Annotated in this window: 19 protein-coding genes; 15 read left to right on the top strand and 4 right to left on the bottom strand. The window is 58.0% G+C overall.

What is annotated here, in order from left to right; genetic code table 11:
* Window positions 1-18: 18 nt before the first annotated feature.
* From gyrB to dnaA, 4 genes are read right to left on the bottom strand one after another with little or no spacing between them, the layout of a single operon-like run.
* Complete coding sequence (gene gyrB, locus BLT85_RS14680) at window positions 19-2433, bottom strand: DNA topoisomerase (ATP-hydrolyzing) subunit B (RefSeq protein WP_093396301.1); 2415 nt, start codon at window positions 2431-2433, stop codon at window positions 19-21.
* Window positions 2434-2452: 19 nt separating this feature from the next.
* Window positions 2453-3547 (bottom strand): DNA replication/repair protein RecF, encoded by a 1095-nt coding sequence (recF, locus tag BLT85_RS14675; RefSeq protein ID WP_093396298.1) that lies wholly within the window; start codon window positions 3545-3547, stop codon window positions 2453-2455.
* Between the two features lie 15 nt (window positions 3548-3562).
* The gene (gene dnaN / locus BLT85_RS14670) at window positions 3563-4666 is read right to left on the bottom strand and encodes a DNA polymerase III subunit beta (protein WP_093396296.1); all 1104 of its coding nucleotides are present in this window, start codon (window positions 4664-4666) and stop codon (window positions 3563-3565) included.
* Window positions 4667-4719: 53 nt separating this feature from the next.
* Window positions 4720-6249, bottom strand: coding sequence for a chromosomal replication initiator protein DnaA (gene dnaA / locus BLT85_RS14665; protein ID WP_407920179.1), 1530 nt, complete (start codon window positions 6247-6249; stop codon window positions 4720-4722).
* 551 nt (window positions 6250-6800) lie between these two features.
* Here dnaA and rpmH point away from each other — a divergent pair.
* The 15 genes from rpmH (at window position 6801) to atpA (ending at window position 19935) form a co-directional block, all read left to right on the top strand.
* On the top strand, window positions 6801-6935 hold the full coding sequence (gene rpmH / locus BLT85_RS14660) for a 50S ribosomal protein L34 (RefSeq protein ID WP_093396291.1): 135 nt from the start codon (window positions 6801-6803) through the stop codon (window positions 6933-6935).
* 8 nt (window positions 6936-6943) lie between these two features.
* Complete coding sequence (gene rnpA / locus BLT85_RS14655; RefSeq protein WP_093396289.1) at window positions 6944-7348, top strand: ribonuclease P protein component; 405 nt, start codon at window positions 6944-6946, stop codon at window positions 7346-7348.
* The gene (gene yidD, locus BLT85_RS14650) at window positions 7341-7589 is read left to right on the top strand and encodes a membrane protein insertion efficiency factor YidD (RefSeq protein ID WP_093396286.1); all 249 of its coding nucleotides are present in this window, start codon (window positions 7341-7343) and stop codon (window positions 7587-7589) included. The genes rnpA and yidD overlap by 8 nt, the downstream gene beginning before the upstream one ends.
* Window positions 7586-9277 carry a membrane protein insertase YidC gene (gene yidC, locus BLT85_RS14645; protein WP_093396284.1) on the top strand — a complete coding sequence of 564 codons (1692 nt, stop codon included), beginning with the start codon at window positions 7586-7588 and terminating at the stop codon, window positions 9275-9277. The genes yidD and yidC overlap by 4 nt, the downstream gene beginning before the upstream one ends.
* A 78-nt stretch (window positions 9278-9355) precedes the next feature.
* Window positions 9356-10726, top strand: a complete 1371-nt coding sequence (mnmE, locus tag BLT85_RS14640; protein ID WP_093396282.1) for a tRNA uridine-5-carboxymethylaminomethyl(34) synthesis GTPase MnmE — start codon at window positions 9356-9358, stop codon at window positions 10724-10726.
* Window positions 10727-11242: 516 nt separating this feature from the next.
* Window positions 11243-13141 (top strand): tRNA uridine-5-carboxymethylaminomethyl(34) synthesis enzyme MnmG, encoded by a 1899-nt coding sequence (gene mnmG / locus BLT85_RS14635; RefSeq protein WP_093396279.1) that lies wholly within the window; start codon window positions 11243-11245, stop codon window positions 13139-13141.
* Window positions 13142-13789: a 16S rRNA (guanine(527)-N(7))-methyltransferase RsmG gene (gene rsmG, locus BLT85_RS14630; protein WP_093396277.1), complete on the top strand. Its 648-nt coding sequence runs from the start codon at window positions 13142-13144 to the stop codon at window positions 13787-13789. It abuts the gene before it with no gap.
* A gap of 9 nt (window positions 13790-13798) precedes the next feature.
* Window positions 13799-14602 (top strand): ParA family protein, encoded by an 804-nt coding sequence (locus BLT85_RS14625; protein WP_093396275.1) that lies wholly within the window; start codon window positions 13799-13801, stop codon window positions 14600-14602.
* A gap of 23 nt (window positions 14603-14625) precedes the next feature.
* Entirely contained in the window at window positions 14626-15483 is an 858-nt protein-coding gene (locus BLT85_RS14620; RefSeq protein ID WP_093396272.1) for a ParB/RepB/Spo0J family partition protein, read from the top strand.
* A 206-nt stretch (window positions 15484-15689) separates the two neighbouring features.
* Complete coding sequence (locus tag BLT85_RS14615; RefSeq protein WP_093396270.1) at window positions 15690-16094, top strand: F0F1 ATP synthase subunit I; 405 nt, start codon at window positions 15690-15692, stop codon at window positions 16092-16094.
* Window positions 16095-16106: 12 nt separating this feature from the next.
* Complete coding sequence (atpB, locus tag BLT85_RS14610; RefSeq protein ID WP_093396268.1) at window positions 16107-16961, top strand: F0F1 ATP synthase subunit A; 855 nt, start codon at window positions 16107-16109, stop codon at window positions 16959-16961.
* Between the two features lie 63 nt (window positions 16962-17024).
* Window positions 17025-17264 (top strand): F0F1 ATP synthase subunit C, encoded by a 240-nt coding sequence (atpE, locus tag BLT85_RS14605; RefSeq protein ID WP_093396267.1) that lies wholly within the window; start codon window positions 17025-17027, stop codon window positions 17262-17264.
* Window positions 17265-17355: 91 nt separating this feature from the next.
* Window positions 17356-17826 carry a F0F1 ATP synthase subunit B gene (locus BLT85_RS14600; RefSeq protein WP_093396265.1) on the top strand — a complete coding sequence of 157 codons (471 nt, stop codon included), beginning with the start codon at window positions 17356-17358 and terminating at the stop codon, window positions 17824-17826.
* Between the two features lie 12 nt (window positions 17827-17838).
* Window positions 17839-18375 carry a F0F1 ATP synthase subunit delta gene (locus tag BLT85_RS14595; RefSeq protein WP_093396263.1) on the top strand — a complete coding sequence of 179 codons (537 nt, stop codon included), beginning with the start codon at window positions 17839-17841 and terminating at the stop codon, window positions 18373-18375.
* 15 nt (window positions 18376-18390) lie between these two features.
* Window positions 18391-19935, top strand: a complete 1545-nt coding sequence (gene atpA / locus BLT85_RS14590) for a F0F1 ATP synthase subunit alpha (protein WP_093396261.1) — start codon at window positions 18391-18393, stop codon at window positions 19933-19935.
* Window positions 19936-19980: the final 45 nt, after the last annotated feature.

Raw genomic sequence — 19980 nt, 5'->3', positions numbered from 1 at the left:
CTGCTTGCCTGGGTGGGCTTAGACGTCCAGGTTGGAGACTGCCAATGCATTGCTTTCAATGAAGTCGCGACGCGGTTCCACATGGTCGCCCATGAGCGTGTTGAAGATCTGATCCGCAGCAATCGCGTCTTCGACGTTGACGCGCAGCATGCGCCGGCTCTCGGGATCCATGGTGGTCTCCCACAGCTGATCAGGGTTCATTTCGCCCAGACCTTTGTAGCGCTGGATGGTATGACGCCGAGCGGTCTCGTTCATCATCCAGTCCAGACCTTCTTTGAAATGCGTGATCGGCTTCTTTTTCTCGCCGCGCTGCATATAGGCGCCATCTTCGAGCAGGCTTTGCAGTTTCTCGCCCAGCTCGGCCATGGTGCGATAGTCGTTGCTGGCAAACAGATCGCGGTTGAACGTATGGTAGCTGGACAAGCCATGCGACACTGTTTCGACCTCCGGAAGCCAGAGGCGACGCTCGCGGTCTTCACGCAGGCTTACTGCATAATAGGTCCCGGAACGCTCGGTCGCCTTGATCATCGCTTCAAAGCGGCCGACCCACTCGTCCATGAACGGCTTGTCGGCCAGGTTATCGACCGTCAGACGCGGAAGGTAAATGAAGTGCTCCATCAGCTCCTGCGGATAGAGCCGCGCGAGCCGCTTGAGCGTTTTCATCACCCCGCGATATTCCTGAACGATACGTTCAAGGCCTTCGCCGGTTATTCCCGGTGCGTCTTCATTGACGAACAGATACGAGTCTTCCAGCGCCGACTGAGTCAGATACTCTTCGAGCGCTTCGTCGTCCTTCAGATATTGCTCCTGCTTGCCTTTCTTGATCTTGTACAGCGGAGGCTGCGCGATATAGATGTAGCCTTTCTCGATCAACTCGGGCATCTGACGGAAGAAAAACGTCAGCAACAGCGTGCGAATGTGCGAGCCGTCGACATCAGCATCGGTCATGATGATAATGTTGTGGTAGCGCAGCTTCTCGATATTGAACTCTTCGCGACCGATACCGCAGCCCAGCGCAGTGATCAGCGTGCCAACTTCGGCAGAAGACAGCATCTTGTCGAAGCGTGCCTTTTCCACGTTGAGGATCTTGCCCTTCAGCGGCAATATCGCCTGAGTCTTGCGGTTGCGGCCCTGCTTGGCTGAACCGCCCGCAGAGTCGCCCTCCACTATGTAGAGTTCGGAAAGGGCAGGGTCCTTTTCCTGGCAGTCAGCCAACTTACCCGGCAAACCGGCGATATCCAGCGCGCCCTTGCGTCGCGTCATTTCCCGCGCCTTGCGCGCTGCTTCGCGAGCCCGAGCGGCGTCGATCATCTTACCGACCACCGCCTTGGCTTCGTTTGGACTTTCCAGCAGGTAATCCGAGAAGAAACGGTTCATCTCCTGCTCAACAGCGGTCTTTACTTCGGACGAAACCAGCTTGTCCTTCGTCTGGCTTGAGAACTTCGGATCAGGCACCTTCACTGAAATGATCGCAGTCAGACCCTCACGTGCGTCATCTCCGGACGTGCTGACCTTGAGCTTCTTCAACAAGCCTTCTTGCTCGATGTAACTGTTGAGCGTCCGGGTCAAGGCGCTGCGAAAGCCCGCCAGGTGAGCACCGCCGTCTCGTTGCGGGATGTTGTTGGTAAAGCACAGAATGCTTTCGTTGAAGCTGTCGTTCCACTGCATGGCGATCTCAACGGCGATGCCATCGTCACGTTGCAGATTGAAGTGGAATACGGAGTTGATCGTCGACTTGTTCACATTTAGATATTCGACGAATGCCTTCAAGCCACCTTCATATTTGAACAGCTCGTGTTTTCCGCTTCGCTCGTCGCGAAGGTTGATCCCAACACCGGAGTTCAGGAAGGACAGCTCTCTAAGCCGTTTGGCGAGAATATCCCAACTGAAGGCGATGCTGGTGAAGGTCTCCGCAGATGGTTTGAAGTGGATTTGGGTACCGGTGCTATCAGTCTCCCCAACCTCTTTCAACGGCTCCTGGGGAACGCCGTGGCTGTAGTTCTGCTCCCACACCTTGCCCTCTCGGCGGATGGTGAGCACCAGCACTTCGGAAAGCGCGTTCACCACCGAGACGCCTACGCCGTGCAGACCACCGGAAACCTTGTAGCTGTTGTCGTCGAATTTTCCGCCCGCATGCAGTACGGTCATGATGACCTCTGCCGCTGATACGCCTTCCTCATGGATATCGACAGGAATGCCTCGCCCGTTATCCCGGACCGTTATCGACTCATCCGTATGGATAGTTATGTCGATATCGGAACAGTGACCGGCCAAGGCTTCGTCGATCGAATTGTCGACGACCTCAAACACCATGTGGTGCAGACCTGTGCCGTCATCGGTGTCCCCGATGTACATGCCGGGACGCTTGCGAACCGCATCCAGGCCTTTAAGCACTTTGATACTTGAGGAATCGTAGGCTCTATTTTCGCTCATCTTATACTCGCTTCAGACATCACTCGGTCTGCATTATGTGGCCATGTTCCACGTGGAACATGGCTAACGGCGTATCTCCATCCCAGCTGCCGTGCAGCTGGCTCGCCTCGACGCAGGTGATAAAGATCTGGCATTCGAGGCTCGACAATAGCTGACATAGCGCCTCCCTGTGCTTTTTATCGAGCTCGGAAGGCAGGTCATCAACTAGATAAAGGCAACTCGACCCTCTTCCCAGGTCCTTGAGTAAAACGCCTTGAGCAATTTTCATCGCCGAAACGACCAGTTTCTGCTGCCCCCGCGACAGGACTTCAACTGCGTTGAGGCCCCGAATACGAAGTCTCAGGTCGGCTCGCTGCGGTCCCGCCTGGGTATGACCGATCTGTACGTCTCTATCCAGCTGCGATTCGAGCACTGCTTGTAGAGTGCGGTCCTTGTCCCAGCCGCGGTTGTAGCTCAGCGACAACCCTTCCAGATCGAGCAGAGACCCTAGGGTGGCTTCAAAAACCGGCTTCAGGCGGGATATATAATGCTGGCGAAAGGCGTCAATCCGTTCACCGGCCGCCACCAACTCCGAGTCCCACACCGCCAGAACGGACCGGTCGATTCTACCACGGCGCAGTAGTGAATTCCTTTGCTTGAGGGCTTTTTGCAACCGCTGCCAGGTAGCCAGGAATTGATGTTCCACGTGGAACACACCCCAGTCCAGGAACTGGCGACGCTGCTTTGGCGCACCTTCGAGCAAACGGAAGCTATCCGGATTGATCAGTTGAAGGGGCAGGATGGTCGCGAGCTCTGAGGCAGCATTAGCGGTTCGTCCGTCGATGCGGATCTGATAATCGGCTTCGCGATCGCGAGTGACACCAAGCGAATGCTTGGCGGACGAGCCGGACTGCAATTCACCGTACACGGTACAGCTCTGCTTTTCGTATTGGATAACAGGTTGCAATCGTGTGCTGCGGAAGGAGCGCGCCAATCCCAGTATATGGATAGCTTCAAGAAGGCTGGTTTTTCCGCTACCGTTGGCGCCGGAAATGATGTTGATGCGGGGAGAGGGGTGCAACGTCACCGGTTGCAAGTTGCGAACACCGGTGACGTCGATACGTGTCAGAGCCATGTAATGGCAGAGGAATCAGAGGCGCATAGGCATGACGACGTATACGCTGTCATCGGTCTCCGATTCCTGTACCAGCGCGCTGCTGTTGGCGTCGGCCAGGACTATCTTGATCTGCTCGTTGCTCAACACGCTCATGACATCCAGCAGATAACTCACGTTGAATCCGATCTCCAACGCTGAGCCGGCGTACTCCACCGCGATATCTTCCTCGGCCTCTTCCTGCTCCGGGTTGTTCGCCTGGATCTTGAGCAACCCGTCGCTGAGCATCAGTCGTATGCCACGATACTTTTCGTTGGAAAGAATCGCGGTACGGCTGAAGGCGTTGCGCAACGTTTGCCGATCGGCGAGCACGATTTTGTCACCGCCACGCGGCAACACGCGTTCATAATCCGGGAACTTACCGTCCACCAACTTCGACGTAAACGTGAAGTCGCCGGTGGTAGCGCGGATATGATGTGTGCCGAGTACGATGTTCACCAGATCGTCCGCCTCACCCAAGAGACGGGCCAACTCCAGAATCCCCTTGCGCGGAACGATCAGCTGGTAACGATCCTGATAGTCGATGCCGGCATCGACTGTGCACATGGCCATGCGGTGCCCGTCGGTCGCAACCGCACGAAGCTGCCCGCGATTGATTTCCAGAAGCATGCCATTCAGGTAATAGCGCACGTCCTGTTGAGCCATAGCGAAACTGGTTCGTTCGATCAGGCGACGCAGCTTGCTCTGGCCGATAGCGAAGTTCATCGCCCCGGGGCCATCTTCGACATTGGGGAAGTCGGCCGCAGGCAGCGTGGCCAGGGTGAAGCGGCTACGCCCGGCCTTGATCAGCGCCTTGTTTTCTTCAACCTTGAACGTCAAGGCGACGTCATCGGGAAGCGACTTGCAGATATCCATGAGCTTGCGCGCCGGAACCGTAATCTCGCCGGCTTCGGCCGCCTCTTCCAACTGGATGCGCCCGACCAGCTCGACTTCAAGATCGGTGCCAGTTAGCGAAAGGGTATTACCATCGACCACCAGCAGAACATTGGACAACACGGGCAGTGTCTGCCGACGTTCCACTACCCCTGCGACCAGTTGCAGGGGTTTCAACAGGGCTTCGCGCTGAATGGTGAATTGCATTGTCTTCCTTCGACCTCGTGCAGGATGGCATCTAAGCTGAACCCGCCACCTATTCAGGTGGTAAGCGTCCTCAGCAGGTTCTTGTAGTCTTCGCGAATGTCCGCATCGATCTCGCGCAGTTCAGCAATCTTGCGCGTCGCATGCAACACCGTAGTGTGGTCGCGACCGCCGAACGCGTCGCCGATCTCCGGCAGACTGTGGTTGGTCAATTCCTTGGATAGCGCCATCGCGACCTGGCGCGGCCGTGCGACCGAACGTGAACGCCGCTTGGACAGAATGTCGGCGATCTTGATCTTGTAATACTCAGCGACTGTACGCTGAATGTTATCGATGCTGACCAGCTTGTCCTGCAACGCCAACAGATCTTTCAACGACTCACGGATGAGCTCGATAGTAATATCCCGCCCCATGAAATGCGCACTGGCGATCACGCGCTTCAAGGCACCTTCGAGCTCACGCACGTTGGACCGAATTCGTTGGGCGATAAAGAACGCAGCGTCGTGCGGCAGATCGATACGCGACTGTTCGGCTTTCTTCATGAGAATCGCCACGCGCGTCTCAAGCTCCGGCGGCTCGACGGCGACAGTCAGGCCCCAGCCAAAACGAGACTTGAGCCGCTCTTCCAGTCCATCGATTTCCTTGGGGTAACGGTCGCTGGTCAGAATCACCTGTTGCCCGCCTTCAAGGAGCGCATTGAAGGTGTGGAAGAATTCTTCCTGAGAACGTTCCTTCTTCGCGAAAAACTGGATGTCGTCGATCAACAGTGCATCTACCGAGCGGTAGTAACGCTTGAAGTCGTTGATCGCGTTCATCTGGAGGGCCTTGACCATATCCGCCACGAAGCGCTCGGAGTGAAGATAGACGATCTTGGCAGCGGGATTCTTTTTCAGCAGGTGGTTACCCACCGCATGCATAAGGTGGGTCTTACCCAGACCAACGCCACCGTACAGAAATAGCGGATTGTAGCCATGCTTGGGATTGTCAGCGACCTGCCAGGCAGCGGCACGCGCCAGCTGGTTGGACTTGCCCTCCACGAAGTTTTCGAAGGTAAAGCTGCGGTTCAGGTAGCTGGTATGTTTGATCACCGGCGACCCGGGTGACGCCTGGTCAGCCCGCTGCGGCGCCGGAATATCTTCCTTGTTCTCGGCAGGCGGGTAGGTTTCCTGCTCGACACGAAGCGGTGGCGCGCTTGCCTGGGTCCGCGGCGATACCGGGGTGTTGGTGACCGACGGAGCAGGGGACGGCGCTCCACTGCCAGGCCCGCCCGCGGTGACTGGCGACGCACCCACCCGTCGGCTGCCAATAAGAAGCGAGACCAAGGGCGCCTGGCCCTGAGAAAGATCGTCGAGCAGCTCCTGAATGCGATTCAGATACTTGTCGTTCACCCAATCCAGGACAAAACGGTTCGGCGCATACAGACGGAGCTCGCCACTATCGCCATCGACCTGTAACGGACGGATCCAGGTATTGAACTGTTGGGATGGTAGCTCATCACGCAAAAAGTCGATGCATTGCTGCCAGAGTGCAACAGACACAATATTCCCCCGGTACGCCAACCTAAGCGGCTTTTGTCGATGAAACAGTGCACGTCACTGTGCAGCCATTCCGGTGAATCAGAGCCATCCATTCTAGCGTTTCGCAGACGAGTTATCCACATTGTCACCGCTCTTCTCTGTCTATTTTCAACCAACCTTGCTTCACCGGACGACCACGTCGAATCCATCAAAAAGTGGCAAAAGCGTTGCATGGTGCGGCTTCGCGAAGTATGTGGACAACGGCACTCTAGCAATGTGGGTAACCAGGCCTGATAACTGAGGATAAAGTGACCTGTGGATATCTCGTGTTGTTATACACAGGCCGCGCACAGCACCCGAAGGGTACAGCGGACAGGTTATCCACGATTCCGTACATCGCCACATGCGAGGGAAATCGGTTGGCGCAGCGAGTTATCCACCGAATTGCCGGCCTTCATATAAATCTACTTCATTCATCCCTTTAAAGACCTGATTTCATATTGTTTTCAATGACGGATGGTCAGTGAATTGAAATTGACCTTCCGTCACTCTTTCTCTAGAATTGCCGGTCCCTTGGAAGAGCTCATCGGCTCTGACATGAATTACTCAGGTATCTGAAGATGAAAAGAACATTCCAACCCAGCGTTTTGAAGCGCAAGCGTAACCATGGTTTCCGTGCTCGTATGGCTACCAAGAACGGCCGTGCTGTTCTGGCTCGCCGTCGTGCGAAAGGCCGCAAGGTTCTGTCAGCCTAAGACCCGGGATGCAGGTTGATCTCGGATTCAGCCCTGAATACAGGTTACTGACGCCTGCTCAATTCAAGGCGGTATTCGATGGAGCTACCTGCAAAGCCTCAGGCCCAAGCCTGTTGTTGCTGGCTCGCGCCAATTCGTGTGAGCACGCCAGGCTTGGTCTGGTCATTGCCAAGAAAAGTGTCCGGCGCGCGGTAGACCGTAACAAGGTCAAACGCATCGCTCGCGAATCCTTCAGAGCGCACCGCGCGACGCTGGGGAATCTTGACATCGTCGTCCTGGCCCGCAAGGGACTGGGCGAGCTTGACAACGCTGCGCTGCATGCCCTGTTCCAGGACATGTGGCGCAGGCTGATGAAATCAGCCGGCAAACAGAACCGATCCAACCAATCCGGACCCCCGTCATCCAATGCGTAGTCTCGCGCTCGGACTGATCAAGGTTTATCGCTACGCTATCAGTCCGCTGATGGCCAGCCATTGTCGTTTTTACCCCTCCTGTTCCTGTTACGCCCAGGAAGCCATTGAAGAACACGGCTTGCTGCGCGGAACCGTGCTCGGCGCCCGACGTCTCGGGCGTTGTCATCCATGGACTCCAGGCGGTTACGACCCGGTACCCCTCAAGTCTGCTCACCGTTCCCAGATGGCCAACGAACCATGAATCTGCAAAGAAACATTCTGATCGCTGCCCTGCTCGTGATTACCTATCTCATGGTCCTGCAGTGGAACAAGGATTACGATCAGCAAGAGCTGCCTCCGGCCGCTTCCACCGCTGCGCCAGTCACCAACACTGACTTGCCCGACGTTCCCCGCGCGCCCGCAGCCGGTCAGGCCGATTCGGACGTACCCCAGGCCGCCGAAGCAACCGAGTCTCCCGCTTCGGCTGAGAACGCTGCCGCGGTTCCAGCCGGACAACTGGTCCAGGTGAGAACCGATGCGCTCAATGTCAGCATCGATCCGGTGGGTGGCGACATCGTATCCCTGTCTTTGCCGAAGTATCCGATGCGCAAGGACCGTCCCGATCTGCCGTTTCAGCTGCTCGAGCAGTCCGGCAACCGCACCTACATCGCTCAAAGCGGTCTTGCCGGCGCCAACGGGCCCGACGCGCGAGAAGTGGGTCGCCCCCGCTATGAAAGCGAATCGACTCGATACGAACTGGCCGAAGGTCAGGACAGCCTCACCGTCGACCTGAATTTCGAAGACAACGGCGTTCGTTACACCAAGCGTTTCACTTTCACGCGTGGCGATTATCTGATCGGTGTCGAGTACCTGGTCGACAACCAGAGCGGTGAAACCTGGACCGGCAACCTGTTCGGCCAGATCAAGCGTGACGACAGCTCCGACCCGTCCAGCTCAAGCGCGACCGGCATGGCGACCTATCTCGGTGCCGCCTACTGGAGCAAAGAAGGCGACTACACCAAAATCCCGATGGGTGATATGGACGATGCCCGCCTGCGAGAGACCAACACCGGCGGCTGGATTGCCTGGTTACAACACTATTTCGTCAGTGCCTGGGTACCCGGCGAAGAGCAGACCCACGTCTACCAGACGCGCAAGGACACGCAGGGCAACTATATTGTCGGCTTCGTAAGCCCAGCAGCATCCGTAGCTGCCGGCAGCCAGGGCTCGCTGAGTGCCGACTTCTATGCCGGTCCGAAGATTCAGGATCGTCTGGAAGAAATCTCGAAAGGCCTGGAGCTGACCGTCGACTACGGGTTCCTGTGGTGGATCGCACAGCCGCTGTTCTGGGTGCTGAGCATGATCCACAGTGTGGTTGGCAATTGGGGCTGGAGCATCATTCTGCTGACCGTGCTGATCAAGGCGATTTTCTTTCCGCTCTCGGCAACCAGCTATCGATCCATGGCCAATATGCGCCGCGTCGCGCCCAAGCTTCAGGCGTTGAAAGAGCAGTACGGTGACGATCGCCAGAAGATGTCGCAGGGCATGATGGAGCTGTACAAGAAAGAAAAGATCAATCCGCTGGGTGGTTGTCTGCCGATCCTGGTGCAAATGCCAGTGTTCATCGCCCTGTACTGGACCTTGATGGAAAGCGTCGAAATGCGCCAGGCCGAATGGATCGGCTGGATCACCGACCTGTCGCTCAAGGATCCCTACTTCATCCTGCCGATCCTGATGGGCGTGACCATGTTCATCCAGCAGCAGCTGAACCCGGCGCCGCCGGATCCAATGCAGGCGAAGGTCATGAAGATGCTGCCAATCGTCTTCACCTTCTTCTTTCTCTGGTTCCCGGCTGGTCTGGTGCTGTACTGGGTGGTCAACAACATCCTGTCGATCGCGCAACAGTGGTACATTACGCGCCAGATCGAAGGCGCCGCGGCCAAGCAGTAACCTGGCCTGATCGCAGCAAAACGCCCCGGTTTCGGGGCGTTTTGCTTTCTGCCTTTCCCTTTGCGTCTCGGAGCCGCCATGACCCGTGCCTATCACGCCGACACCATCGCCGCCATTGCCACTGCGCCCGGTCAGGGTGGGGTGGGCATCGTCAGGGTATCCGGGCCGGCTGCAAAGGAGCTTGCCTTGCGCATCGGGCGGATCAGCCCGCGTCCGCGCTACGCCCACTATGGACCCTTCTGGCAGAACGAAATCATGCTCGACCAGGGCCTGCTGCTGTTCTTCCCGGGACCCAACTCCTTCACTGGAGAAGACGTGCTCGAGCTGCAAGGGCACGGCGGGCCGGTGGTCATGGACATGTTGTTGCAGGCGTGCCTGGACGCCGGAGCTCGTCAGGCACGCCCCGGCGAGTTCAGTGAGCGTGCTTTTCTCAATGACAAGCTGGATCTTGCCCAGGCCGAGGCCATCGCTGATCTCATCGAAGCCAGCTCTACCCAGGCGGCGCGTAACGCATTGCAATCACTGCAGGGGGCGTTCTCACAGCGGGTCCATGCGTTGACCGAAGCGTTGATCGCGCTGCGTATCTATGTCGAAGCGGCTATTGATTTCCCAGAAGAGGAAATCGACTTTCTGGCGGACGGTCACGTATTGCAGCAGTTGCAGCAGGTCATGGAGCAACTCGGCAGGGTTCAACGCGAAGCGGGCCAGGGAGTGCTCCTGCGCGAAGGGATGAACGTGGTCATAGCCGGCCGCCCCAACGCCGGCAAATCGAGTCTGCTCAACGCCCTGGCAGGCCGCGAAAGCGCGATCGTGACAGACATTGCCGGCACGACGCGGGACATCCTTCGCGAACATATTCATATCGATGGCATGCCTTTGCATATCGTCGATACCGCAGGACTGCGTGACACTGAGGATCTTGTGGAGAAGATCGGCGTGGAGCGCGCCATGGCAGCCATCAGCGAGGCCGATCGTATCCTGCTGGTGGTGGATGCTTCCCAACCACAAGGGGTCGATATGGACCAGCTGTGGCCGGAGTTTCTGTTGCAGCGGCCGGACCCGAACAAGGTGACGCTGGTGTTCAACAAGATCGATCTCACCGGTGACAGCGTTTCGCTAGTCGAAGATCGGAGCGGCAGCAGCGTGTTGCGTCTGTGCGCGCGTAGCGGGGAGGGCATCGAGCTGCTTCGTCAGCATCTGAAAGCCTGCATGGGCTATGAGCAGACGTCTGAGGGTCTGTTCAGTGCACGTCGACGGCATCTCGATGCGCTATCCACAGCCGCGCGCTTCCTTGAACACGGTCATCAGCAGCTAACTGTACTTGGCGCCGGCGAATTGTTAGCCGAAGACCTGCGGCTCGCTCAGCACGCGCTGGGCGAAATTACCGGTGAGTTCAGTGCCGACGACCTCCTGGGACGGATCTTCTCCAGCTTCTGCATCGGCAAGTAAGCCATTCCCCACCATACACCGCGCGGACTCCGGCGCGGCAGTCTTTCGTCTTCGTATGCTCTGTATCCGTCACCTTTCGTTCGGTTGCTGACCTGGCTGAATTCAGGGTCACGGACCGCTTTTTGCAGCGCGCAAAACTCTGTGTACAACCGCCCTTGGACTACCCTTGTAAACCTGTAGAGAAAAAGGGGGTAATATCGCCTGTGGATAACAGCGCGACATATCCACAGGAAACGGACCCATCCGTCCCAACGTTACAAGCAGTCTTAACACAGCCTTTTACCTCACGTAACTCCATGTATTAGCGGTGCTTTTATCGCTTATGCACACAAAACCGCTCCTTCATTTACATCATCTATATCTAGCTTTTTAAATATCTTCTTCTCTGTATATCTTGTTTGCCCTCGACCCCGAGCTGCTCAAAAAACATCCAGCTCTCGGCTGTATTTTTCGCTTACTGGGCCTATAATCAGCGCCTTTTCCCGAAGCCAGGCCCGCCCGGCAATGAGGTGCAGTGTGGATTTTCCAGCTCGATTCGACGTGATCGTGGTAGGTGGCGGCCATGCCGGAACCGAGGCTGCGCTAGCGGCCGCGCGCATGGGCTCCAGCACTCTCCTGCTTAGCCATAACGTCGAGACGCTCGGCCAGATGAGCTGCAACCCGGCTATTGGCGGCATCGGCAAGAGCCATCTCGTCAAGGAAATCGACGCCCTCGGCGGCGCCATGGCGCGCGCCACGGATCAGGCTGGCATCCAGTTTCGTGTCCTCAACAGCCGCAAAGGGCCCGCTGTGCGCGCAACCCGGGCCCAGGCTGATCGGGTGCTTTACAAGGCTGCGATCCGCCACATTCTGGAAAACCAGCCTAACCTGTGGATATTCCAGCAGGCTTGCGATGACCTCATCGTCGAGCAAGGTCAGGTTCGCGGTGTGGTGACGCAGATGGGCCTGCGCTTCCATTCCGACAACGTGGTACTGACCACCGGAACCTTCCTCGGCGGACTCATCCATATCGGCCTGGATAACTACTCAGGCGGTCGCGCCGGCGACCCGCCTGCAATCACCCTCGCGCATCGTTTGCGTGAATTGCCTCTGCGTGTCGACAGGCTGAAGACCGGCACTCCACCGCGTATCGATGGTCGCTCGGTAGATTTCAGCAAGATGACGGCGCAACCGGGTGATACGCCGTTACCGGTGATGTCGTTCCTGGGTGATGTCTCGGAGCATCCTGAGCAGGTCAATTGCTGGATCACGCATACGAACGAGCGCACTCACGAGATCATTCGGCAGAACCTCGATCGCTCGCCCATGTATACCGGTGTCATCGAAGGGATTGGTCCACGGTATTGTCCGTCGATCGAGGACAAGATCCATCGTTTTGCCGACAAGGACCAGCATCAGGTTTTCATCGAGCCCGAAGGCCTGACCACCCACGAGCTGTATCCCAACGGCATTTCCACCTCGTTGCCCTTCGATGTGCAGTTACAGATCGTCCGCTCCATCCAGGGGATGGAGAACGCACATATCCTGCGTCCGGGCTACGCCATCGAATACGACTACTTCAATCCGCAGGACCTGAAGTACTCGCTCGAGACCAAGGTCATCGACGGGTTGTTCTTTGCCGGCCAGATCAATGGCACGACCGGTTACGAAGAAGCGGCTGCCCAGGGTCTGCTCGCCGGCCTCAATGCAGCGCGGCGTGCGCAAGGTCTGGATTCCTGGTGCCCGCGCCGCGACGAAGCGTACATTGGCGTACTGGTGGACGATCTGATCACCATGGGCACCCGCGAACCGTACCGGATGTTCACCTCTCGCGCCGAGTACCGCCTGGTACTGCGTGAAGACAACGCCGATTTGCGGCTGACCGAAAAGGGTCGGGAGCTCGGGTTAGTCGACCACCATCGTTGGCAGGTATTCAATACCAAGCGCGAGGCCATCGAACGCGAACATCAACGCCTGCGTAGCACCTGGGTTCAACCGCAGAGCGAGGTCGGCAAGGCCTTTTCCGAGCGTTTCGCCACGCCTTTGACACACGAGTACAACCTGCTGGATCTGCTGCGCCGTCCTGAAGTGGACTATTTGGGCCTCTGCGAAGTGACCGGCCAGGTCGAAATCGCGGCTGATGCCGCAGAGCAGGTGGAGATTCGCACGAAATACGCCGGCTATATCGAACGCCAGCAGGAGGAAATCGACCGGCTTCGGCTGAACGAGGAAACCCGCCTGCCCGCGGACCTGGATTACCAGGCGCTTAACGGGCTATCGAACGAGATCAAGCACAAGCTGGCCGATGTGCGGCCAGAGACGCTTGGTCAGGCCTCGCGTATTCCCGGCGTCACGCCTGCGGCGGTCAGCCTGTTGTTGGTGCATCTGAAAAAGCGCAACGCCCTGGGTGGCAGTCGACTGGCACAGGAGGCCTGAGTGTCGGCCGATCACCTACGTCAGCTACGAAGCGGTGCTGAGCAACTGGGCATCGACCTATCTGCCGAGCAGTCCGACCAGCTGCTCGCCTACCTCGGCCTGCTGCAGAAGTGGAACAAGGCTTACAACCTGACGGCCGTGAGAGACCCGGACGAGATGGTCAGCCGGCATCTTCTCGACAGCCTGAGCGTGATGCCTTTCGTCCAGGGTGATCGCTGTCTTGACGTCGGTAGCGGCGGCGGTATGCCAGGCGTCATTCTCGCGATCATGGCGCCTCAACGCGCATTGACCTTGCTTGACAGCAATGGCAAGAAAACCCGCTTCCTTACCCAGGTTCGCGTCGAGCTTGGGCTGGACAATCTCGCGGTGGTCCACGACAGAGTAGAAGCTCATCAGCCTGAGCAGCCATACGATGTGATCGTCTCCCGGGCTTTCAGCTCGCTGGAAGACTTCACTCGACTGACCCGACACCTGGGCACGGATGACACCAGCTGGCTGGCGATGAAGGGTCTGTATCCGCAGGAGGAGTTGAATGCACTTCCAGTCGACTTCCGCGTGGCAGAAAGCGCACAATTGTCGGTCCCCGGTTGCCAGGGCACACGACATCTGTTGATACTGCGTCGGGTGACTGCAGCCGATAACGGATAGGAGATCAGAGTGGGCAAGGTATTGGCAATTGCCAACCAGAAAGGCGGCGTCGGCAAGACCACCACCAGCATCAACCTCGCTGCTTCGCTTGCTGCTACCCGCCGCAAGGTGCTGCTAATCGACCTCGACCCGCAGGGTAATGCCACCATGGGCAGCGGCATCGACAAGTCCGAGCTGGACGATTCGGTGTACGAACTGCTGACCGGGCGCTGCGAACTCGACCAGGCGCGCTGCCGATCGGACAACGGTGGGTATGATCTGCTGCCGGCCAACGGTGACTTGACTGCGGCTGAGGTCGAGCTGCTCGACCTGCCGGCCAGGGAGCACCGCTTGCGCCAGGCCCTTGAGCCGGTACGTGCCCACTACGATTTCATCCTCATCGACTGTCCGCCCTCCCTGAACATGCTGACGGTCAACGGACTGGTGGCTGCCGATGGCGTGCTGATTCCGATGCAGTGCGAGTACTACGCGCTGGAAGGATTGTCCGCCCTGGTCAATACGATTCAGCGAATCGCCGCCGCGCTCAATCCGTCGCTGAAGATCGAAGGCTTGCTGCGAACCATGTACGACCCGCGCAACAGCCTGACTCTGGATGTATCCAAGCAGCTGGCCCACCATTTCGGCGAGCAGCTGTACAAGACCGTGATACCGCGTAACGTGCGTCTGGCCGAGGCGCCAAGTTTCGGTATGCCCGCGCTGACCTATGACAAGCAGTCCCGGGGAGCGGTCGCCTATCTGGCACTCGCCGGCGAGCTGGTTCGGCGGACCAAGCAGGCGGCCCGCGCCGCTGCCGTCGCCGATACTAACGATTAACCGGACATAAGGACGATACAGGCATGGCGGTGAAGAAGCGCGGCTTGGGCAGAGGACTGGATGCATTGCTCGGCCAGCCGGCGAGCAATTCCCAGTCCGATCAGACCGATCGTCAGCTCAAGGATTTGCCAATCGACCTGATCCAGCGCGGCAAGTACCAGCCCCGCCGCGACATGGACCCGCAAGCGCTTGAGGAGCTAGCAGCGTCCATCCGTGTTCAGGGCGTGATGCAGCCTATCGTGGTGCGTCCGGTAGCCGGTGATCGCTACGAAATCATTGCCGGTGAGCGCCGGTGGCGCGCATCGCAACTGGCCGGACTCGACATGATCCCCGCGGTCATTCGCGATGTACCCGACGAAGCGGCCATTGCCATGGCGCTGATCGAGAACATTCAGCGCGAAGATCTCAATCCGATCGAAGAAGCGATTGCGTTGCAGCGGCTGCAGCACGAATTCGAACTGACGCAGCAGGAAGTCGCCAACGCGGTGGGCAAGTCACGGGTAACCATCACCAACCTGTTGCGCCTGATGTCGCTTCCCGATGATGTCAAATTGTTACTGGAGCGTGGCGATCTCGAAATGGGTCACGCTCGCGCGTTGCTTGGATTACCCGCCGAGCAGCAAACCACGGCGGCGCGGCAGGTCGTTGCAAAAGGCCTGACGGTTAGGCAGACCGAAGCGCTGGTTCGGCAGTGGCTGAACCCCCGGCGTGACCCGGCATCGATGCGCGCCAATCCCGACATAGAGCGCCTGCAGCAAGATCTGGCCGAGCGTATCGGTGCCGATGTAAGGATTCAGCATGGCGCCAAGGGCAAGGGGAAACTGGTGATCAGCTACAGTTCGCTGGATGAGCTCGACGGCGTACTGATGCACATCAAGTAGTGCTTTTGGATGTGGCAAGTTGTCGCAAAACGGCCGTCAAAAGTGTCGGTCTGGTTGAAATCAAAGAGGTTTTCCGCCGGTGCTGTTGAACCTGTTCAGCATTCAACCTATACTCCCTCGCGCTGTCAGAGCTGGGCATTTGCACCAGTTTGTTGCAGCCAACGGACCGACGTACGGCCCGGCGCAGACCTGGCGAGGCGGGATAAATGGACGCAAGAACGCCCAATACCACCCCTTTCCACAAGCGTCCCGCATTTCCCGTTCTGTTGGTGCAAGCAGCTGTGACCGTGCTGGTTGCACTGGCCCTGTGGATAATCCAGGGTCGCGTTGCCGGATATTCCGGTTTGTTGGGCGGGCTGGTTGCTGTCATCCCCAACGCCTATTTTGCCTATCGGGTGTACCGCTACAGCGGAGCCCGGTCGGCCCGTGCCATCGTCCGGGAACTGTATTCCGGCGAGGCAGGCAAACTGATATTGACCGCCGCACTGTTCGTGCTGGTGTTGATCGGAGTGAAACCGCTGGAGATGCTGGCACTTTTCGCTGGCTACTTCGCGGCAGTGGCCACAGGCGCCAGTTCACTACTGATCGTCAAAGGCTTTCCAAAGCATTAGGTTGAGGCAGATATGGCAACTTCATCGGCTGAATATATTCAGCATCACTTGCAGAACCTGACTTTCGGCAAACTTCCGGCCGGCTATGTGCGCGCTGACGGCAACGTCGTCGACGAAGCCACCTGGACCATCGCCAAGAGCGGCGCCGAAGCCACCGACATGGGCTTCATGGCGATCCACCTGGATACCATGGGCTTCTCCATCCTCATGGGTGTGATATTCCTGGGTCTATTCCGTATGGTCGCCACCCGCGCCACCGTCGATACGCCTCGCGGCGCACAGAATCTGGTGGAGATGGTGGTGGAGTTCATCCAGGGCACCGTGCGTGACACCTTTCACGGGCGTAACCCGCTGATAGCACCGCTGGCACTGACTATTTTCGTCTGGATTTTCCTGATGAACTCGCTCAAGTGGATCCCGGTCGACTACATCCCGGGTCTGGCTCACGCGCTGGGCCTGGATTACTTCAAGATCGTACCGACCGCTGATCCGAACGCCACCTTCGGTATGTCTCTCGGCGTGTTCATTCTGATTATCTTCTATAGCATCAAGGTCAAGGGTGCTGGCGGGTTCATCAAAGAACTGTCGCTGACCCCGTTCAATCATTGGTTGCTGATCCCGTTCAACCTGTTCCTGGAAATTCTTGGACTGCTGACTCGGCCGCTGAGTCTGGCGCTTCGACTGTTCGGCAACATGTACGCCGGCGAAGTGGTGTTCATCCTGATTGCGCTGTTGCCCTTCTACCTCCAGTGGGGCCTCAACGTACCGTGGGCTATTTTCCACATTCTGGTAATTCCGCTGCAGGCCTTCATCTTCATGGTGCTGACCGTAGTGTATCTGAGCGCTGCCCATGAGGATCACCACTAAGCGGTCAGACCGTGTTCAACCAACCACAAACTTGCACTTCACCTTGAACCTTTAGGAGTAATTATGGAACTCGTAATCATGTCTGCCGCCATCATGATCGGTCTGGGCGCTCTGGGTACTGGTATCGGCTTCGCCCTGCTGGGCGGCAAGCTGCTGGAATCCACTGCACGTCAGCCTGAACTCGGCCCGAACCTGCAGACCAAGACCTTCCTGATGGCCGGTCTGCTCGACGCCGTGCCGATGATCGGCGTTGGTATCGCGATGTACCTGATCTTCGTTGTTGCCCCTGGCATGGGTGCCTGATCGAGCGATACGGATTCCTGGCGGGGCTAGGCCTCGCCAGATCAATCGTCTCGTTACCGGGAATACAACGAATAGCACGAGGTAAATCGCTGTGAATATTAATCTGACGCTGTTTGGTCAAACGATTGCCTTCGCTATTTTTGTCTGGTTTACCATGAAATACGTGTGGCCGCCGATTGCGCAGGCCATGCAGGAACGCCAGAAAAAAATCGCCGAAGGCCTGGACGCAGCCGGCCGCGCCCAGCGCGACCTGGACCTGGCCCAGGAAAAAGCTTCCCAGACCCTGCGTGAGACCAAGGAACAGGCTACTCAGATCATCGAGCAGGCCAACAAGAGCGCCACCCTCATCGTTGAAGAAGCGAGAGAGCAGGCACGTTCCGAAGGTGAACGTCTGATCGTGGCCGCCAAGGCCGAGATCGAACAGGAAGTGAATCGCGCGAAGGATCAACTCCGTGCCCAGGTGTCCGTTCTGGCGGTCATGGGTGCCGAGCAAATTCTGGAGTCCGAAGTGGATTCCGCGGCCCACAGTGAGCTAGTCAACAAACTGGCCTCACAACTCTAAGCGAGGCGAGCGATGGCTTCTTTCAATACGCTAGCTCGGCCTTACGCAAAAGCTGCTTTCGAAGTTGCGTCGTCTGCCAACAAGCTGGATGCCTGGTCATCCATGCTCGCTTTGGCAGCTGGCGTAGTCTCCGATCCGGTTTTTGCCGAGAGGGTGCGCAACCCGGCCTTGACCGACGAGCGCAAGGCCGAAGACCTGCTGATGGTTTGCGAAGGTTATGTCGATGCGGAGTTCGCCAATCTGGTGCGTACTCTTGCCGAGCATGATCGTCTGCCCCTGATACCGGTCCTCGCCGAGCTCTATGAGCAGCACAAGGCGGAACACGATCGCAGCGTTTCGGTTGAGGTGGAATCCGCCTTCGAACTGACTGCAGATCAACAACAGACGCTGGCAACCGCTTTATCCAAGCGGTTAGACCGCACAGTAACTCCTCATGTGACCATCAACCCGTCTCTGATTGGCGGTGTGTTGATTCGTGCGGGTGACCTGGTCATCGACGGTTCGGTCCGCGGCAAGCTTGCCAAGCTGGCCGAGGCGTTGAAATCCTGATTTGAGGGACATGGCATGCAGCAATTGAATCCTTCCGAAATTAGCGAAATCATCAAGCAGCGCATTCAGAAGCTTGATGTGACTCCGCAGGCGCGGAACGTCGGCACCATCGTCAGCGTATCTGACGGTATTGTCCGCATCCACGGCCTGGCTGACGCAATGTACGGGGAAATGATCGAATTCCCCGGCGGCGTATACGGTATGGCCCTGAACCTTGAACAGGACTCGGTTGGCGCCGTTGTTCTGGGTGAGTATCTGGGTCTGGCCGAAGGCATGATTGCCAAGTGTACCGGCCGTATTCTTGAAGTACCGGTTGGTCCGGAGTTGCTGGGCCGCGTCGTCGACGCGCTGGGCAACCCGATCGACGGCAAGGGCGCCATCGATGCCAAGCTGACTGACGCGGTTGAAAAGGTCGCGCCGGGCGTGATCTGGCGTAAGTCGGTCGACCAGCCGGTTCAGACCGGTTACAAGTCGGTTGATGCGATGATCCCGATCGGCCGTGGCCAGCGTGAGCTGATCATCGGTGACCGTCAGACCGGTAAGACCGCGATGGCGATCGATGCGATCATCAACCAGAAAGACTCCGGCATCCGTTGCGTATACGTCGCAATCGGTCAGAAGCAGTCGACCATTGCCAACGTGGTACGCAAGCTGGAACAGCACGGCGCACTGTCGAACACCATCGTCGTCGCGGCATCTGCTTCCGAGCCGGCAGCCCTGCAGTTCCTGGCTCCGTACTCTGGCTGCACCATGGGCGAATACTTCCGTGACCGTGGCGAAGACGCGCTGATCATTTATGACGATCTGTCCAAGCAGGCCGTGGCCTACCGCCAGATTTCCCTGCTCCTGCGCCGTCCGCCGGGACGCGAAGCCTACCCTGGCGACGTATTCTATCTCCACAGCCGTCTGCTTGAGCGCGCATCGCGTATCTCCGAGGAGTACGTCGAGAAGCTGACCAATGGCGCCGTCAAGGGCCGCACTGGTTCGCTCACCGCGCTGCCGTTGATCGAAACCCAGGCCGGCGACGTATCTGCGTTCGTACCGACCAACGTGATCTCGATCACCGACGGGCAGATCTTCCTGGAATCCAACCTGTTCAACTCGGGTATCCGTCCGGCGGTCAACGCCGGTGTATCGGTATCCCGTGTTGGTGGTGCGGCCCAGACCAAGATCATCAAGAAGCTGTCCGGTGGTATTCGTACCGCTCTGGCTCAGTACCGTGAACTGGCTGCGTTCGCGCAGTTCGCATCGGATCTCGACGAGGCTACCCGCAAGCAGCTGGAACACGGTCAGCGTGTCACCGAGCTGATGAAGCAGGACCAGTACTCGCCGATGTCCGTCGGTGAAATGGCTATCAGCCTGTATGCCGCCGAAAAAGGTTTCCTGACCGACGTCGAAATCGCCAAGGTTGGCACCTTCGAGAAGGCAATGCTCGCCTGGTTCAAGCGTGAGAAGGCCGATCTGCTGGCCAAGATCAACGAGAAGGGCGACTACAACGACGAGATCGAAGCCGGCATCAAGTCTGGCATCGAGAACTTCAAGTCGACCCAGAGCTGGTAAGCCGAAGGCGGGAGGCGACCTGGTCGCCTCCCGCATCGTGCGATC

Source organism: Halopseudomonas xinjiangensis, from assembly GCF_900104945.1.
Classification (GTDB): Bacteria; Pseudomonadota; Gammaproteobacteria; order Pseudomonadales; family Pseudomonadaceae; genus Halopseudomonas; species Halopseudomonas xinjiangensis.
Note: the sequence above shows the minus strand (reverse complement) of the source record. Positions and strands in the feature narration are given on the sequence as shown.

What these genes read in the sequence shown, in the direction of transcription:
- recF (WP_093396298.1), bottom strand. Translation starts at nt 3,547, where the DNA reads ATGGCTCTGACACGTATCGACGTCACCGGTGTTCGCAACTTGCAACCG.
- yidD (WP_093396286.1), top strand. Translation starts at nt 7,341, where the DNA reads ATGCGTAGTCTCGCGCTCGGACTGATCAAGGTTTATCGCTACGCTATC.
- atpA (WP_093396261.1), top strand. Translation starts at nt 18,391, where the DNA reads ATGCAGCAATTGAATCCTTCCGAAATTAGCGAAATCATCAAGCAGCGC.
- rpmH (WP_093396291.1), top strand. Translation starts at nt 6,801, where the DNA reads ATGAAAAGAACATTCCAACCCAGCGTTTTGAAGCGCAAGCGTAACCAT.
- BLT85_RS14620 (WP_093396272.1), top strand. Translation starts at nt 14,626, where the DNA reads ATGGCGGTGAAGAAGCGCGGCTTGGGCAGAGGACTGGATGCATTGCTC.
- dnaN (WP_093396296.1), bottom strand. Translation starts at nt 4,666, where the DNA reads ATGCAATTCACCATTCAGCGCGAAGCCCTGTTGAAACCCCTGCAACTG.
- rnpA (WP_093396289.1), top strand. Translation starts at nt 6,944, where the DNA reads ATGCAGGTTGATCTCGGATTCAGCCCTGAATACAGGTTACTGACGCCT.
- yidC (WP_093396284.1), top strand. Translation starts at nt 7,586, where the DNA reads ATGAATCTGCAAAGAAACATTCTGATCGCTGCCCTGCTCGTGATTACC.
- gyrB (WP_093396301.1), bottom strand. Translation starts at nt 2,433, where the DNA reads ATGAGCGAAAATAGAGCCTACGATTCCTCAAGTATCAAAGTGCTTAAA.
- atpB (WP_093396268.1), top strand. Translation starts at nt 16,107, where the DNA reads ATGGCAACTTCATCGGCTGAATATATTCAGCATCACTTGCAGAACCTG.
- mnmE (WP_093396282.1), top strand. Translation starts at nt 9,356, where the DNA reads ATGACCCGTGCCTATCACGCCGACACCATCGCCGCCATTGCCACTGCG.
- atpE (WP_093396267.1), top strand. Translation starts at nt 17,025, where the DNA reads ATGGAACTCGTAATCATGTCTGCCGCCATCATGATCGGTCTGGGCGCT.
- BLT85_RS14595 (WP_093396263.1), top strand. Translation starts at nt 17,839, where the DNA reads ATGGCTTCTTTCAATACGCTAGCTCGGCCTTACGCAAAAGCTGCTTTC.
- BLT85_RS14615 (WP_093396270.1), top strand. Translation starts at nt 15,690, where the DNA reads ATGGACGCAAGAACGCCCAATACCACCCCTTTCCACAAGCGTCCCGCA.